The following is a 14733-nucleotide window of genomic DNA, read 5'->3' on the forward strand; positions in this document are numbered from 1 at the left end:
AAATTAAAATAAAAGCTTCCAAGGGATGCGGCTCAAGATTAAAACGAGCGCAGCCAAGGTGAAAATCAACGCGTTTTTGTGCTTCGCAGCATCAGCGATCGCTTTCTTGTTTTTCGCATTATTCACGGTTGCCAAAACAACAGCAATAATGTTCACGGAAATATGCTCAACAGCGATTAAACGCGTTGCTGGATCCTTCATTGCTGCACCGAAATCGGTAAAGGCAGCCGCCGTAATCGGGCTTAAAAAGAAGTAAAGCGCTAATCCAATCAGTAATTGCGTGTGCAAGGAAATCATAAAGAACAAACCTGCTTTGCGATCTGATTCGGTAAACAAAGCGTTGTTTGAACGTCCACGAAGCGCGCGGGCAATCACATTAATACCTAAAATGAACACGAGTACACAGAGTACGATGTGAACGGTTGAAACAATTGAATACATGTGATGATAAGTTTTAGTTTGGCGCAAAGATACAAAAAGCCCTTGGAACGTGACCTTTGTTACGAATAATCCTCCAATTTTCTTTACCTTTGGGGCTTTAAATACGCACAAAAATGTCAGATTCATCCAAATTGAAAGCCACCATAAACGCTCGTTGTCCACAATGTCACGAGGGTCGATTATTCAAATTTAAGTGGTGGAATGTCTTCAATTTCGCTCAGATGGAAGAACATTGTTCAGCATGTGGCATGCGATATGAAGTAGAACCTGGCTTTTTTTATGGGGCCATGTATGTTTCTTATGCCTTTACCGTTGGGATTATGCTTGTGGGGGGAATCATTATTTTCAACTTTTTCAATGATCCCGATGCCATGGGCTATGTCGTACCTATCACGACGATTTCATTGATTTTGGTGCCTTTTAATTACCGCGTCTCCCGCGTTATTTTCATACATTTGTTTTCCGGAGTCAAATACCGGCCGAATAAATAATGAAAATCCTTGACCTGTACATTCTGAAAAAATTCCTGAAGACCTATGTCTTCGCGGTATTTCTCATTGTATTGATTGTCATGGTCATTGATTATACAGAGAAAATCGATGATTTTATTCGAAAAGAAGCGCCCATGCGGGCCATCATTTTCGACTATTATTTGAACTTCATTCCCTATTGGGCGAATTACATCAGCCCCTTGATGGTCTTCATTGCGACGGTATTTTTTACCGCCAACATGGCTGCCAAAACCGAAATCATTGCCATTCTCAGTTCAGGCGTTAGCTTCACGCGTTTGATGCGACCTTATTTAATTGGCTCCTCCATCATTGCCCTAGGAACCTTCTTGATGATCGGTTGGGTCGTACCCAATGCCAATAAAATCCGCGTTCCCTTTGAACATGAATACATCAACGGGACCTACTTTTTCGATAAACGAGATGTGCATATCAAGATTGCGCCGGATGTGTATGCCTACATTGAGAGTTATGACAACACGTCGAATACGGGTTATCGATTCAGTTTAGAGCGGATTGCCGACAATGAAATCAAGCAGAAATTGATGTCGGACCGCATCACTTGGGATTCTGTGGCGAAGAAATGGACCATTCATGATTATCGGATTCGGACCTTTACGGGAAGCGCTAATGGGATTGTTTTTGGAACGAAGATTGATACAACCTTGAATCTATTGCCCAAAGATTTTCAGAATAAACACTTGTTGCACGAGACCTTTACATTGCCAGAGTTAAACCGACACATTGATTTGGTTCGGTCGCGTGGGGCGGATGGAATTGAGGTGTTTTTGATTGAGAAATACTTACGTTTTGCCAATCCCTTTTCGATCATTATTTTGACGATTATCGGCTTCTTGGTTTCTGCTCGAAAAGCTCGAGGAGGCGTAGGGTTCCAAATTGCTTTAGGCTTTAGTTTGGCCTTTGTGTACATCTTGTTTTTCATGATGAGCAAGGGAATTGCAGAGGGTGGCGGGATGCCACCGATGTTGGCCGTTTGGTTGCCAAACATTGTCTTTTCTGGCGTAGGCCTCGGCTTATATTACACCATTCCGCGTTAAAGATGAAGTCGGCCCCACGCTTGCTGGATTACCTGAAAATCCATTTCATTGTGGTGCTGTATGCGTTCACGGCCATTTTGGGCAATGCAACGCAGGCGAATGCGCTGACGATTGTCTTTTTTCGTTGCGTGATTGCGGCGATGGGATTGGTCGGCATTCTGTATTATTCCAAAAGCTCTTTTCGCATCAGCCAAAAAGTCTTAAGCGTCTGGCTCTTGAATGGTGTATTCATTTCCTTGCACTGGCTATTGTTTTTTGGAGCTGCCAAAGTCTCTACGGTCGCGATGTGTTTGGCAGGATTATCCACACAAACCTTCTGGACTTCGGTGATGGAACCTATAGCGAAGAAGACAAAGATTTCTTGGGAGGAAGTATTCCTGGGTGTGCTGGTAATTGTGGCATTGGGGATTATTTTTTCGGTCCAACAAGCCCAATGGCTCGGATTGTTGATGGGCATCGGAGCGGGATTTTTTGGAGCGCTGTTTTCCGTTATCAATGGCAACTATACGCATACGCATGATCCGAAATTGATTACCGCGTACGAGATGACCGCCGCGGGAGTCATGACCGGATTGGTTTGGGCTTATGGATTGCTCGAAGGAGGCGTGGGCTATATTCCCCTGGAATGGGACTGGTTGTGGATTGGAATATTGGCGGTCGTTTGTACCGTTTATGCGTATACAGAAACGATACATTTGTACAAGGTCTTTTCGGTCTTTTCGATCAATCTGGTGATCACCCTGGAACCGGTTTATGGCATACTCTTAGCCGTGTTTATTTTTGGCCAAAAAGAGGTGATGTCTCCGGGTTTTTATTGGGGCACGGCTTTGCTAGTGCTGACAGTGATGGTGCAACCGTTTTTGCAGAAGAAAGAAAATAAGTCCGGAGGGAAATAGTCCGAAGGGGATCAGTCTGGAGTCCTGAGGATTTTTATAACCCAGACTTTAGTCTGGAGAATAGACATACCCCCTAAAACCCTAGGCTGAAGCCTAGGGTTACAAATATTTATAACCCTAGGTTTTAACCTGGGGACTAGACGCGAAGTATCGCGTCTCTACAAGACAAAAAAGACCCCCAAGGTCCCAAGACCAACGTCCAAAGTCTAATTTTTTCTTATCTTGCCTCCGCAAACCTATTCAACATGAAACACCCCATCGCAATGAACCTGCTCGTTTTCGGGCCGGAGATGGATCAAACCGTATTATCCGAATTAGCCTTTATCGCCGAAACCGGCTATCAAGGAGTTGAAATCCCTATTTTCAATACGGATTTAGCGCATTGGGAAGCATGGAAAAAAGAAGCCGACCGGCTCGGTTTGCAGATTTTTACCTGCGGAATTGCAGGACCTAGCGAGAACTTAATTTCCCCAGATCCTGCTGTTCGAAATGCAGGTTTAGCATACATCAAAGCCACAATCGACATCGCTGCCTATTTAGGATCTCCTTATATTTCAGGACCCATCCACTCAGCATTAGGTGTATTTACCGGGAAGCCTGCGACGGAACAAGAAATCAACTGGGCCGTGGAGGGCGTTCGTGAGGCGGCCAACTACGCCGCGAGCAAAAACATCACCATTTGCCTCGAATATTTAAATCGATTCGAAAGTTATTTGGTATCCTGCGCGGATGAATTGTATGCGTTGGTGGAAAAAATCGACCGTCCAAATGTACGCATCATGTATGATACTTTTCATGCCAACATCGAGGAAAAAAACACCTCGGAAGCACTGAAACGGATCGCCAACAAAACGCCACACATCCAAATTTCCGAAAGTACCCGTGGAATATTAGGACAAGGGCAGGTAGATATTGCCGGCCTGCTGCTTACCTTAGATGAATTAAATTATCAGGGCTGGATCGTCGTAGAATCCTTCGGGATAAAACTTCCAGCAGCCCATATTTGGCGTAAAATGTTTGCGAATGAGCGTGAATTGATTCGCGAGTCGTATCAGCATTTGATGTCATTATTGTAGAGACGCGATACCTCGCGTCTGTTGTTCCCATGATCGGGACAAAATATAGAGACGCGATACTTCGCGTCTAAAAAAAGAAATAGACGCGAGGTATCGCGTCTCTACAAAACAGAAAACAGACGCACGAAATCGCGTCGCCCAAATAAAAAATAGACGCGAGGTATCGCGTCTCTACATATAACCTAAACCTATGAAAAAATACAACGTAGCCATCGTCGGCCTGGGATTTGGAGCGGAATTCATTCCTATTTATCTGAAACATCCTTTGGCAAATATGTATGCCATTTGCCAACGAAACGAAGAAAAACTCAACTCGATTGGTGATGCATACGGCATCGAGACCCGTTACACGGATTTTGAGAAATTAATTCAAGACCCGAATGTGGATGTCGTTCACATCAACTCGCCTATTCACTTACACGCGGAGCAAACTTTGAAGGCACTGAATGCCGGAAAGCATGTTGCTTGTACGGTTCCTATGGCAACGACCGTGGAAGAATGCAAGGCGATTGTAGATGCGAGCAAGCGCATGGGGAAAAAATACATGATGATGGAAACCGTGGTGTATGCCCGCGAATTTTTATACATCAAAGAGCTTTATGAGAAAGGTGAATTAGGCAAAATTCAGTTCCTGAAGGCATCTCACCAACAAGACATGGACGGCTGGCCGGATTATTGGCCGGGATTACCTCCCATGCATTACGCGACGCACTGCGTAGGCCCGGTAGCTGGTTTATTGCGTTTGGAGGCAGAATATGTGTCTTGTTTCGGTTCTGGTACGATCCGCGAGGAGCTGATCCAACATTACAATTCCCCATTCGCCGTGGAATCTGCGCATATCAAATTCCGGGATTCCGATTTAAGCGCGATGGTTTATCGTTCGCTGTTTGATGTAGCCCGCCAATACCGCGAAAGTTTCGAGGTATATGGTTCCAAAAAATCCGTGGAATGGCCATTAATCGAAGGCGAAGAATTGGTCGTACATACCGCCAAAAAACCGGAACCCGAGATTCCATCGAAAGTTCCTACACCGGATTTCGCCCATTATTTACCCGAAGAAATCCAACGATTTACGACCAAAGGCGTCTACGACGAGGATGAAAATACCCACTTATCCTTCACCCAAGGGGGCGGCCACGGTGGCTCTCACCCACATTTGGTGAACGAATTCCTACAAGCACTTGCGGCAGACCGCGATCCATTCCCGAATGCACCGCAGTCGGCCAACTGGACTTCTGTGGGAATTTTAGCCCACGAATCTGCCTTACAAGGCGGTAAAATCATTGAAATACCTAAATTTTAAGCCATGCGTTTATTGCTAATTGCTTGCCTATTATTGTCCCAAATTACCTTGAATGCCCAAACCGGGCGTCGACTAGAGCTCCTCTTTTTAGGGGACAAAGGACACCACAAACCTTTCGATCGCTTGCCGGCATTGCAGTCGGCCATCGGTGTCAAAGGCATGAACATCACCTACACGGAATCGTTGAAGGATTTGAATCCGCAATACTTGAATAAGTTCGATGCCTTGATCATCTATGCGAATCACGATTCCATTCCTGCCCCGCAGGAAAAGGCTTTGTTGGGTTATGTCGCAACGGGTCACGGCTTAGTGGCAATTCACTGTGCGTCCTTCAACTTCCGGAATTCGAAGGAATTTGTGAAGATGGTCGGCGGGCAATTCTGGCGTCATGGCATGGATTCCATTCGGGTACAAAATGAGGCCAATACAAACGTGCAAATTAAGACCGTTGACGAGACCTATTTACACGCCTATTTGCAACCCGATAATCAGATTTGGCAAAGTCGAATTTTGGGACCTGAACAGGCCAAAGATAAACCCGGCGTGAAGACGGAACCTTATACCTGGACGCGCACGTATGGCAAAGGTAATATCTTTTACACGGCTTATGGCCACGATGAAAGAACCTGGAATACAACCGGTTTTCAAGACCTAATTACGCAAGGCATTTTGCATGCGGTTGGCCCAGAAAAACGGGCGATTTTGGCAGCACTTAACTTGCCTACTTTGAAATACCGCGAGGCAAAATTGCCGAATTACGAGAAACGCGAAGGGCCGCAATTGCAGCAATTGCCCTTAAGTCCGGAGGAATCTGCTAAATTCATTCAAGTTCCGGTAGACTTCAATTTGCAATTATTCGCCGCAGAACCGAATGTCATGCACCCGATTGCCATGGCTTGGGATCATAAGGGACGTTTGTATGTGTTGATTACCAAAGACTACCCGAACGAGCGCAAAGAGACGGGCGGAAGTGACTACATCTTGCTTTGTGAGGACACGAATAAGGACGGAAAGGCTGATAAATTTACCAAATGGGCGGATGGTTTAAGCATCCCAACCGGCATGGTATTTGCGAATGGCGGGATGATTATTTCACAAGCGCCACACATGATTTTCTTAAAGGATACGAATGGTGACGACAAGGCCGATGAGCGCAAAATTTTATTCACGGGCTTCGGCACTGGCGATACGCACGCGGGACCATCGAATTTACATTATGGATTTGATAACTGGATTTGGGGGTGTATTGGTTATTCCGGTTTCAAAGGAAAAGTAGGGGCGGATTCCTTGCAATTTGCACAAGCATTCTTCCGTTTTAAACCTGATGGTTCGAAAATGGAGCACATGACGACTACCTCAAACAATACCTGGGGATTTGATTTTAATGAAGCAGGAGATGTGTTTGGTTCTACGGCAAACAACGCACACGGTTGGTACATGCCTATTCCCCATCGCAACATCTGGCATGCGCCGATGTCCTTGAACGGTTCCAAAAATACGGATACGCATAAAGACATGCGGACAATCACGCAAAAAGTACGCCAAGTGGACGTTTTTGGTGGATTTACCGCTGCAGCAGGACATAATTTTTACACAGCGAGAGCCTTTCCAAAGAGCTATTGGAATCAAATCGCCTTTGTTTCGGAACCGACAGGACACGTGATTCACCAGAACCGACAAGTTGCCAAAGGCTCTGATTTCAGCGATCAAGAGGCCTTTAATTTGCTCGCTGGAGCGGATGAATGGGTATCGCCCGTGTTTGCACAAGTAGGTCCGGATGGTGCGGTTTGGGTGGCCGACTGGTATTCTTACATCATTCAGCACAATCCCGTTCCACAAGGATTTAAAAATGGTGGGGGTAATGCGTATGATACGGATTTGCGCGACTTTACACATGGTCGTATTTACCGCATAGGATACAACAAAGCACCAGCCTATACACCTGTGGATTTGAGTACGCCAGCAGGATGTGTGGCAGCATTGTCAAACAATAACTTATTCTGGCGATTAACAGCACAACGCTTGTTGGTAGAACGCGGAAATAAAGATGTAGTTCCAGCATTGATCGCATTGGTTTCATCCGCTCGCATGGACGAAATCGGATTAGCACCAGGAGCTATTCATGCTTTGCGTACGTTGGAAGGATTAGGCGCATTGCCATTCGATGTTACGACCAAAGCTTTGCGTCATCCGAGCGCAGCGGTTCGTAAACAAGCAGTACAAGTATTGCCTCGAACAGAAGCTGGAGCGAAAGCAATTCTAGCGTTTGGTTTATTGAATGACCGTGATTCGTTGGTGGTATTGAACAGCATTTTGGCATTAAGTGAAATGCCGAGCAGTCCAGTGATCGATGCTGCCGTGATGAAGAAAATGGCTGCAAGCCAACAAAACGAGGACCGTTGGATTCCGGATGCATTGACAGCTTGGGCGATGTCGGCGAACCAAAAACGCATCGAAGGAATCATCCGAACGGAAGGAGCGAAATCGGCGCAAACAGTCGCTGAGAAATTAGCGAAAGACTTGAAAAACCCATCTGTGGACGGATCAACTTCGGGGATCGATTTAGTCGTAGAAGAGGTACAAGTAAAAGGAGGCAACTTCAAATTACGTGAAGGAGCCAGCTTTGTTGTTCGTGTGAAAAACCGCGGGATACAAGCACTAGCGAAGGAAATCCCGGTTCCAATGAACATCAAAATTGAGGGAATGGGTAGTCGGATCGACATGGAATCCTATACCTTCAAGGATGGCATTGCACCTGGTGAAACGGTATCCGTGATTAAAGGAAACAATGGCCCATGGACGGGAAATTTAGGTTGGACCGCAGAAAATCCAGGCAATTATACGATGGAAATTTCCTTGGATCCGAAGGCGAGCATCGCGGAATCGAATCGCGGAAATAACGGGTACCGACAAGCCATTGCGGTGAATAATACGTCGACTTTATCGAGCTACATGGTGGAAAAAATCTTCCGTGCAGGTGCGACCGAATGGACAGGAAATCAGGTCGTTGACAAATTACGTTTAATCAGCAATCCGGAAAGCAACGCGATGGGCGTGGCCTTGAAAGGAGCGGCAGGCACTTGGAATGCCCGTCGGGCGGCAGAGCTTTCCGAAGAAAATAAAGCATATTTCGTAGCATTAGCAAAAGTGGTTCGTCCACAAGATGTGGAGATGTGGGAGCGTTTGGCGAATGCATGGAAGATTGAAATTCCGAATACAGGTGCCAAAGGCAATGTGGTTAAGGTCACGATTCAAACGATCAAGGAAGCGATGAAATATAGTCCGGCGGAATTCAAGGTTCCGGCAGGTGCGACGGTGGAATTGATTTTTGAAAATGTGGATGCGATGCAGCACAACTGGGTATTAGGAGCTTTGGGAAGCCAAGAAAAAATTGGTTTGGCGGCAGATAAGATGATTACGGCCGCAGATGGCGCAGCGAAAAACTACATTCCTTCGATGCCGGAAGTATTGGCATTTACACCATTGGTTGAATCGGATGGTCGGGTAAAAGTGGTCTTCAAAGCTCCTAGTGTACCGGGTAATTATCCGTTCTTGTGTACTTTCCCGGGGCACTGGCGGATTATGAATGGGGTGATGAAAGTAGAAAATTAGACGTTGGACGTTGGACCATGGACATAGGATTGTAGAGACGCGATACTTCGCGTCTAGTTCCCAGGCTGTGGAGACGCGATACTTCGCGTCTAGTTCCCAGGCTGTGGAGACGCGATACTTCGCGTCTTTGGCAAACCTTTAAGGATTGCCAAAGTTTGAGACGCTTTTTCAGCGTCGATTCCCTAGGCTGAAGCCTAGGGTTATACTAAAAAAGAATTAGACGCGAAGTATCGCGTCTCTACATTATTCTTCGGACTCCGGACTATTTCCCCTCCGGACTCCGGACCAACCCCCTCCGGACTAATCCCCTTCGGACTCCGGACTAATCCCCTTCGGACTAGTGACTAGCGACTTGTGACTATTTTCGTACCTTTGCCGCATGAAGTTCGAAATTGAAAAGTTAGACCCAAATTCCAAGGCACGGGCAGGAAAGTTAGAGACCGATCACGGGGTGATTGAAACACCCATTTTCATGCCGGTGGGTACCGCGGGCACCGTAAAAGCGGTTCACATTTCCGAATTATCAAAACCCATCAATGCCCAAATCATTTTGGGAAATACCTACCATTTATACCTCAGACCCGGCCTCGACGTCATCGAAGCGGCGGGCGGATTGCATAAATTTAACGGTTGGGATAAGCCAATCCTAACCGATTCAGGTGGCTACCAAGTCTATTCTTTGGCGGGAACCGGTCGGAAAATTCAAGAAGAAGGCGTCAAGTTTAAGTCGCATATCGACGGCAGTACACACTTTTTTAGTCCAGAGGGCGTGATGGATATTCAGCGCACGATTGGGGCGGATATCATGATGGCCTTTGACGAATGTACGCCTTATCCATGTACCTACGAATATGCGCGCAAGTCGATGGACATGACGCACCGCTGGTTGGATCGTTGCATCAAGCGCTTCGACGAAACGACTCCGAAATACGGCTACAATCAAGCGTTGTTCCCCATTGTTCAGGGTAGTGTTTATTCGGATTTACGTAAAATTTCGGCGGAATACATCGCCTCCAAAGGAGCATTTGGTAATGCCATAGGTGGCCTTTCTGTAGGTGAGCCTGTGGAAGATATGTATAAAATGGCCGATGAGGTAACCGATATTTTACCCAAAGACAAGCCTCGTTATTTGATGGGTGTGGGAACGCCGGCGAATATTTTGGAAGGAATTGCGCTCGGAATCGACATGTTTGACTGTGTGATGCCGACGCGAAATGCGCGAAATGGAATGATTTTCACGACACAAGGCTTTATCAATATCCGAAATGAAAAGTGGAAAAATGACTTTTCGGTGATCGACCCACACTTTGCAGAAGATATCCATGGGCAATATACCAAAGCCTATTTACGCCATTTGGTGCGCTGTGAGGAGCTTTTGGGACCGATGATCGCCAGTGTATTTAATCTACGTTTTTACCTATGGATGGTTGGCGAGGCCCGCAAGGAAATTCAAGCAGGCACTTTTACCGCATGGAAAAATCGGATGATTCCGCAGTTCATGAACCGCTTATAGCCATCAAGGAATAGGTAAAACCTTGCTTTCTTTGAAGCTAGAAAGAATCACCATCGTGGATGTAGCAGCTACTTCTTCGATTTCGTTGATTTTTTCCAACATCAATTTTTGGTAGGTAGATATATCTTTCGAGATAATTTTCAACATAAAATCACCTGAACCTGTCACGTGATGACACTCGATCACCTCGGGAATTTGGTTGATTTGACGCACAAAAGATTCCGTTACTTGCTTCTTGTGACCTGTCAACGTTACCGTCACAAACGTGCTAACCCCTAAGCCGATTTTATCGCGATCTACCTGAGCGTGATAGCTTTGTATGATTCCCAAAGCTTCTAATTTCTTCACCCGTTCTAAGGTGGGAGCCGGCGACAAACCGATTTCTTTGGATAATTGGGCATTGGTAATCTTCGCGTTTTGCTGAAGAATTTCCAATAATTTATGATCGATCTGATCGAGTTTGGTGATGCTCATTTGTTGATTTGAAAAAACAAAAATAAAGATTTTTTAAGGAAATTTTGCCTTAGGTCTTGCATAAATAACTTTAAGGTTCTACTTTTGTACCCACAAAACGCGAAAGTAGCTCAGCTGGTAGAGCGCGACCTTGCCAAGGTCGAGGTCGCGGGTTCGAACCCCGTCTTTCGCTCAAAACGAGAAGGCACCTCTAGGTGCTTTTAAGTTTTACAGGGCTGCCTGGGTGGTGGAACTGGTAGACACGCAGGACTTAAAATCCTGTGAGCCGAAACGCTCGTATGGGTTCGATTCCCATCCCAGGTACATAAATCGACTGAAAACCTTCTGAGGAAACTTGGAAGGTTTTTTTGTTATTAGACGTTGGACATTGGACTTTAGACGTTGGATTTTTTCATTAAACTTGAAACCATTGCAAATTGTCTAATGTCTAAAGTCCAATGTCCAATGTCTATTTCCCTTGCATCTCCCCCACACAATCCGTAGTTTGCGTTGTCAAAAAAACCTATCCATGAAAAAAATTCTGTTTTTGCTCTTGACGGGCTTTGCTGCTACGGCGCAAATCCTCTCCCCTATTCAAAAATCGCATCCACAAATGGATGACAAACGTTTGGCCTACATCGATACGGTGATGGAAGAATACATCCAAAAGAACTGGATGGTGGGCTCTACAACCTTGGTTATCAAGGACAATTCCGTCGTTTATTTTAAGTCGAACGGCTATGCCGATTTGGCGAATAAAAAACCGATGACCAATGAGGCGATTTACCGCGTCATGAGTCAGACAAAAGCCATTACGAGTGTGGCCATCATGCAACTGTTCGAGCAAGGGAAATTGCGTTTAGATCAACCCGTAGGAGATTTTATCCCAGAATTCGCGACCCAACAAGTGCTCAAAGATTTTAATCCCGCGGATTCTTCGTACACGACGGAGCCCGCGAAACGCAAAATTACCATTCGCGATTTGTTGAGCCACCGTTCCGGAATCGACTACGCGGCAATCGGTTCTCCTAAGATGCAAGCCATTTATGCGAAAGCGGGGATTCCATCGGGTTTAGGAAATTTCAACGCGGTATTATTGGATAAAATGAAATCCTTAGGGCGCTTGCCGTTGGCACACCAACCCGGCGAAAAGTTCACTTATGGCCTGAATACGGATTTATTGGGCTGTTTAGTCGAGGTCATCACAGGTAAAACGCTGGAAGACTATTTTAAGGCAAATATTTTTGAGCCGCTCGGCATGAAGGACAGCCACTTTACGGTTCCTTTAGAAAAATCGTCGCGTATGCCCAAGGTGTACACGGAGAATGCCGACAAACAAATTATCCCTTGGGATCCTAATTTCCGCAATTTAGACCCGAATTATCCCCTATATCCACATACCTATTTTTCGGGTGGTGCGGGACTTTCCATGTCAACCTTCGACTACGCAACGTTCTTGCAAATGTTGTTGAACGGGGGCGTTTACAATGGAAAACAAATCTTAGGTCGGAGAACAATCGAACTCATGACGAGCCCGCAGATCAACATGGGAAATGATGATTTTGGCTTAGGGTTCAGCATAACGTCCAAAAAATCTGCGCAACTGAATGTAACCTCTGAAGGCAGTTATGGCTGGGGTGGGTATTATGGCACCACCTACTGGGTAGATCCCAAAGAGAAATTAGTTGTCCTGATTATGACACAGCACACGCCAAATTCACACGGGGATTATGGTGATAAAATCGAAAACATCATCTACGGCAGTCTGAAAAAGTAGCCTTGTCACGTAGGCTTGGCGCCTGCTGGCCCGTGCGGTGGCGGACGCTGCCGGGGTCGCTGACCCCGGCAGCGTGGTCACGCCAGGCGCCAAAGCCCTAACGATTTTCAATTTACATTTCGTATTTTTGAAACTGATAATCTGAAGCATGCAAAAAATCGTCATCACCATCTGTTCCATTAACTACCTCGCACAAGCCAAAACGCTCGGCGATTCGCTAATGAAACATAACCCCGATTATACGTTTTTAATCGGTTTGGTAGACAGAATTGATGCATCGCAGGTCGACAAGAACCTATTGCCCCCCTACACCCTCGTAGAACTACATACAATTGGCGTAGAAGACCTCGACGAGATGTGCACGCGTTATGACATCACCGAACTAAATACGGCCGTTAAACCGTACTTTCTCGACTTTGTGTACCAAAATTACCCTGAAGCACAATTTGTGCATTATTTTGACCCCGACATCATCATCTATCAACCGCTCACAGAAGTTGAAAACGGCCTGAAAGATCACAGTCTCTTCTTAACGCCGCATACACTGCAAGCCTACCCGGATGACGCCTGTAGTCCAAACGAGCGCGGTCTATTAAATACCGGCTTATATAACCTAGGTTTTATCGGGACCAAACGCAGCGAAACGACCCAACATTTCCTGCAATGGTGGAAAGACAGATTGTTTGATCAATGTTACATCGATTTGGCCAATGGGATGTTCGTCGACCAATTATGGGTCAATTTTGCGCCCATTTTCTACGAAGATGTGTTCGTCAGCAGACACCTCGGCCTGAACATGGCCTATTGGAATCTGCATGAACGCCAAATAACAAACGATAACGAACCCTATCAGGTCAACAATCAATTCCCCTTGATATTCTTCCATTTCTCAGGTTATTCACCTGAAAAACCCACTGAGATATCGAAATACCAAGACCGTTACAGCTTCCAAGAAAAGGGGGACGTCGCCAGTCTATTCGATTATTACGCCCAAGCACTCATCGCGAACGGCCACAAAGAACTAAAAAAATACAGCTGCTATTACATTAAACCGGTCGTTAAAGCCCCAGTTAAACGTTATTTGCGCGTCCGCAAATATGCCAGCATGCCATTCCGCTGGATCATACAACTAATTGAGAACGCATAGAAACAAAAAAGCCATGCGTTAAAAACGCATGACTTTACTTACTCTGTGTTCTAAAATTTACTGTCTATTTCTTAGCCAATTGCACGCGCAGAGCTAGCTCATGCGATTGACTCGTCATTTTACTAATTTGGGATGTCGGTAATTCATATACATAGCCTAGGTAAAAAACCTTTGACATTTGCACGCCTAGACGAATGCCTACGCTTTCTCCGCCACGAAAACTCAATCCTGCATCCAATTTCCCATTCATATTCGCCACCACATTCACATCATAGCTAACCGGCAAATCTGTCGCTAATCGAATCAACGCACTCGGATATAGAATTACCTTCTCCGAGACAGGCCATTTGGTCCCCGTCATCACAAAAAAACTCGGACTATCCTTGTATGCAGCTCCTGATGTACCAAAATCATAACGAAACATACGAGGCTGTGATACAGAGAAAAATAGACCCTCCCCTTTGTAAACCTTCACTCCCCAGCCTGTATTTATTTGCATTCCTGTAGAACGATCCGTCGTAAAAGCCTCATCTCCTGCTTGAGGAACACGAATCCCATTAAAGTTTAGGCTCATGTTACCCACTCCCCCACGAATACCGCCAGAAAACGACCAAAGCTCATTTAAGCGAACATGGTAAGCGAAATCAAGGCCGACATGAACCGTTTTCATTGGGCCTGCTTCATCCAATAATCCCACAATCCCAAGGCCTTTTTGTTTTCCCCACTTCATGTTTGCCGTAATTCCCATCGTTTTAGGAGCTCCTTCTATGCCCATCCATTGCTGACGATTCATCACCGTAATTTCCGTTCCTTCATATCCACCCACATGTGCCGGTGTAATATTTTGCGGATTAAATCGGTACAAACTATAAATAGGATCTACTTGTCCCCAGGCTGGCAAAAGCCCCATGGCAAGCAAAAACATCATATATATTCGTTTCATATTCT

Annotated in this window: 12 protein-coding genes and 2 tRNA genes; 11 read left to right on the plus strand and 3 right to left on the minus strand. The window is 45.7% G+C overall.

What is annotated here, in order from left to right; genetic code table 11:
• Window positions 1–3: 3 nt before the first annotated feature.
• Window positions 4–441, minus strand: a complete 438-nt coding sequence (locus tag V7S75_RS01335; protein WP_459510894.1) for a hypothetical protein — start codon at window positions 439–441, stop codon at window positions 4–6.
• A gap of 113 nt (window positions 442–554) precedes the next feature.
• On the opposite strand from V7S75_RS01335, the gene V7S75_RS01340 reads away from it, so the two are divergent.
• From V7S75_RS01340 to tgt, 7 genes are all read left to right on the plus strand, one after another.
• A complete protein-coding gene (locus V7S75_RS01340) occupies window positions 555–932 on the plus strand; it encodes a DUF983 domain-containing protein (RefSeq protein ID WP_459510895.1) in 378 nt (125 codons plus the stop codon).
• The gene (locus tag V7S75_RS01345) at window positions 932–2008 is read left to right on the plus strand and encodes an LptF/LptG family permease (protein WP_459510896.1); all 1077 of its coding nucleotides are present in this window, start codon (window positions 932–934) and stop codon (window positions 2006–2008) included. Before V7S75_RS01340 ends, V7S75_RS01345 begins: the two co-directional genes overlap by 1 nt.
• A 2-nt stretch (window positions 2009–2010) precedes the next feature.
• Complete coding sequence (locus V7S75_RS01350; protein WP_459510897.1) at window positions 2011–2904, plus strand: DMT family transporter; 894 nt, start codon at window positions 2011–2013, stop codon at window positions 2902–2904.
• 245 nt (window positions 2905–3149) lie between these two features.
• Window positions 3150–3980 (plus strand): sugar phosphate isomerase/epimerase family protein, encoded by an 831-nt coding sequence (locus V7S75_RS01355; RefSeq protein ID WP_459510898.1) that lies wholly within the window; start codon window positions 3150–3152, stop codon window positions 3978–3980.
• A gap of 190 nt (window positions 3981–4170) precedes the next feature.
• Window positions 4171–5283, plus strand: coding sequence for a Gfo/Idh/MocA family protein (locus V7S75_RS01360; protein ID WP_459510899.1), 1113 nt, complete (start codon window positions 4171–4173; stop codon window positions 5281–5283).
• 3 nt (window positions 5284–5286) lie between these two features.
• Window positions 5287–8895 carry a PVC-type heme-binding CxxCH protein gene (locus tag V7S75_RS01365; protein WP_459510900.1) on the plus strand — a complete coding sequence of 1203 codons (3609 nt, stop codon included), beginning with the start codon at window positions 5287–5289 and terminating at the stop codon, window positions 8893–8895.
• Between the two features lie 379 nt (window positions 8896–9274).
• The gene (tgt, locus tag V7S75_RS01370) at window positions 9275–10408 is read left to right on the plus strand and encodes a tRNA guanosine(34) transglycosylase Tgt (protein ID WP_459510901.1); all 1134 of its coding nucleotides are present in this window, start codon (window positions 9275–9277) and stop codon (window positions 10406–10408) included.
• Between the two features lie 3 nt (window positions 10409–10411).
• Here tgt and V7S75_RS01375 read toward each other — a convergent pair whose 3' ends face one another.
• Window positions 10412–10882: an Lrp/AsnC family transcriptional regulator gene (locus V7S75_RS01375; protein WP_315574624.1), complete on the minus strand. Its 471-nt coding sequence runs from the start codon at window positions 10880–10882 to the stop codon at window positions 10412–10414.
• A gap of 99 nt (window positions 10883–10981) precedes the next feature.
• Here V7S75_RS01375 and V7S75_RS01380 point away from each other — a divergent pair.
• The 4 genes from V7S75_RS01380 (at window position 10982) to V7S75_RS01395 (ending at window position 13785) form a co-directional block, all read left to right on the plus strand.
• Window positions 10982–11054, plus strand: a tRNA-Gly gene (locus V7S75_RS01380).
• A gap of 45 nt (window positions 11055–11099) precedes the next feature.
• Window positions 11100–11185: transfer RNA gene (locus tag V7S75_RS01385), tRNA-Leu, on the plus strand.
• Window positions 11186–11390: 205 nt separating this feature from the next.
• The gene (locus V7S75_RS01390) at window positions 11391–12638 is read left to right on the plus strand and encodes a serine hydrolase domain-containing protein (protein WP_459510902.1); all 1248 of its coding nucleotides are present in this window, start codon (window positions 11391–11393) and stop codon (window positions 12636–12638) included.
• Between the two features lie 148 nt (window positions 12639–12786).
• Window positions 12787–13785 carry a glycosyl transferase gene (locus V7S75_RS01395; protein ID WP_459510903.1) on the plus strand — a complete coding sequence of 333 codons (999 nt, stop codon included), beginning with the start codon at window positions 12787–12789 and terminating at the stop codon, window positions 13783–13785.
• Window positions 13786–13849: 64 nt separating this feature from the next.
• On the opposite strand, the gene V7S75_RS01400 is transcribed toward V7S75_RS01395, so the two are convergent.
• A complete protein-coding gene (locus V7S75_RS01400) occupies window positions 13850–14728 on the minus strand; it encodes a PorP/SprF family type IX secretion system membrane protein (RefSeq protein ID WP_459510904.1) in 879 nt (292 codons plus the stop codon).
• Window positions 14729–14733: the final 5 nt, after the last annotated feature.

It is taken from the genome of Aquirufa sp. TARAVU-A1A (genome assembly GCF_054558675.1).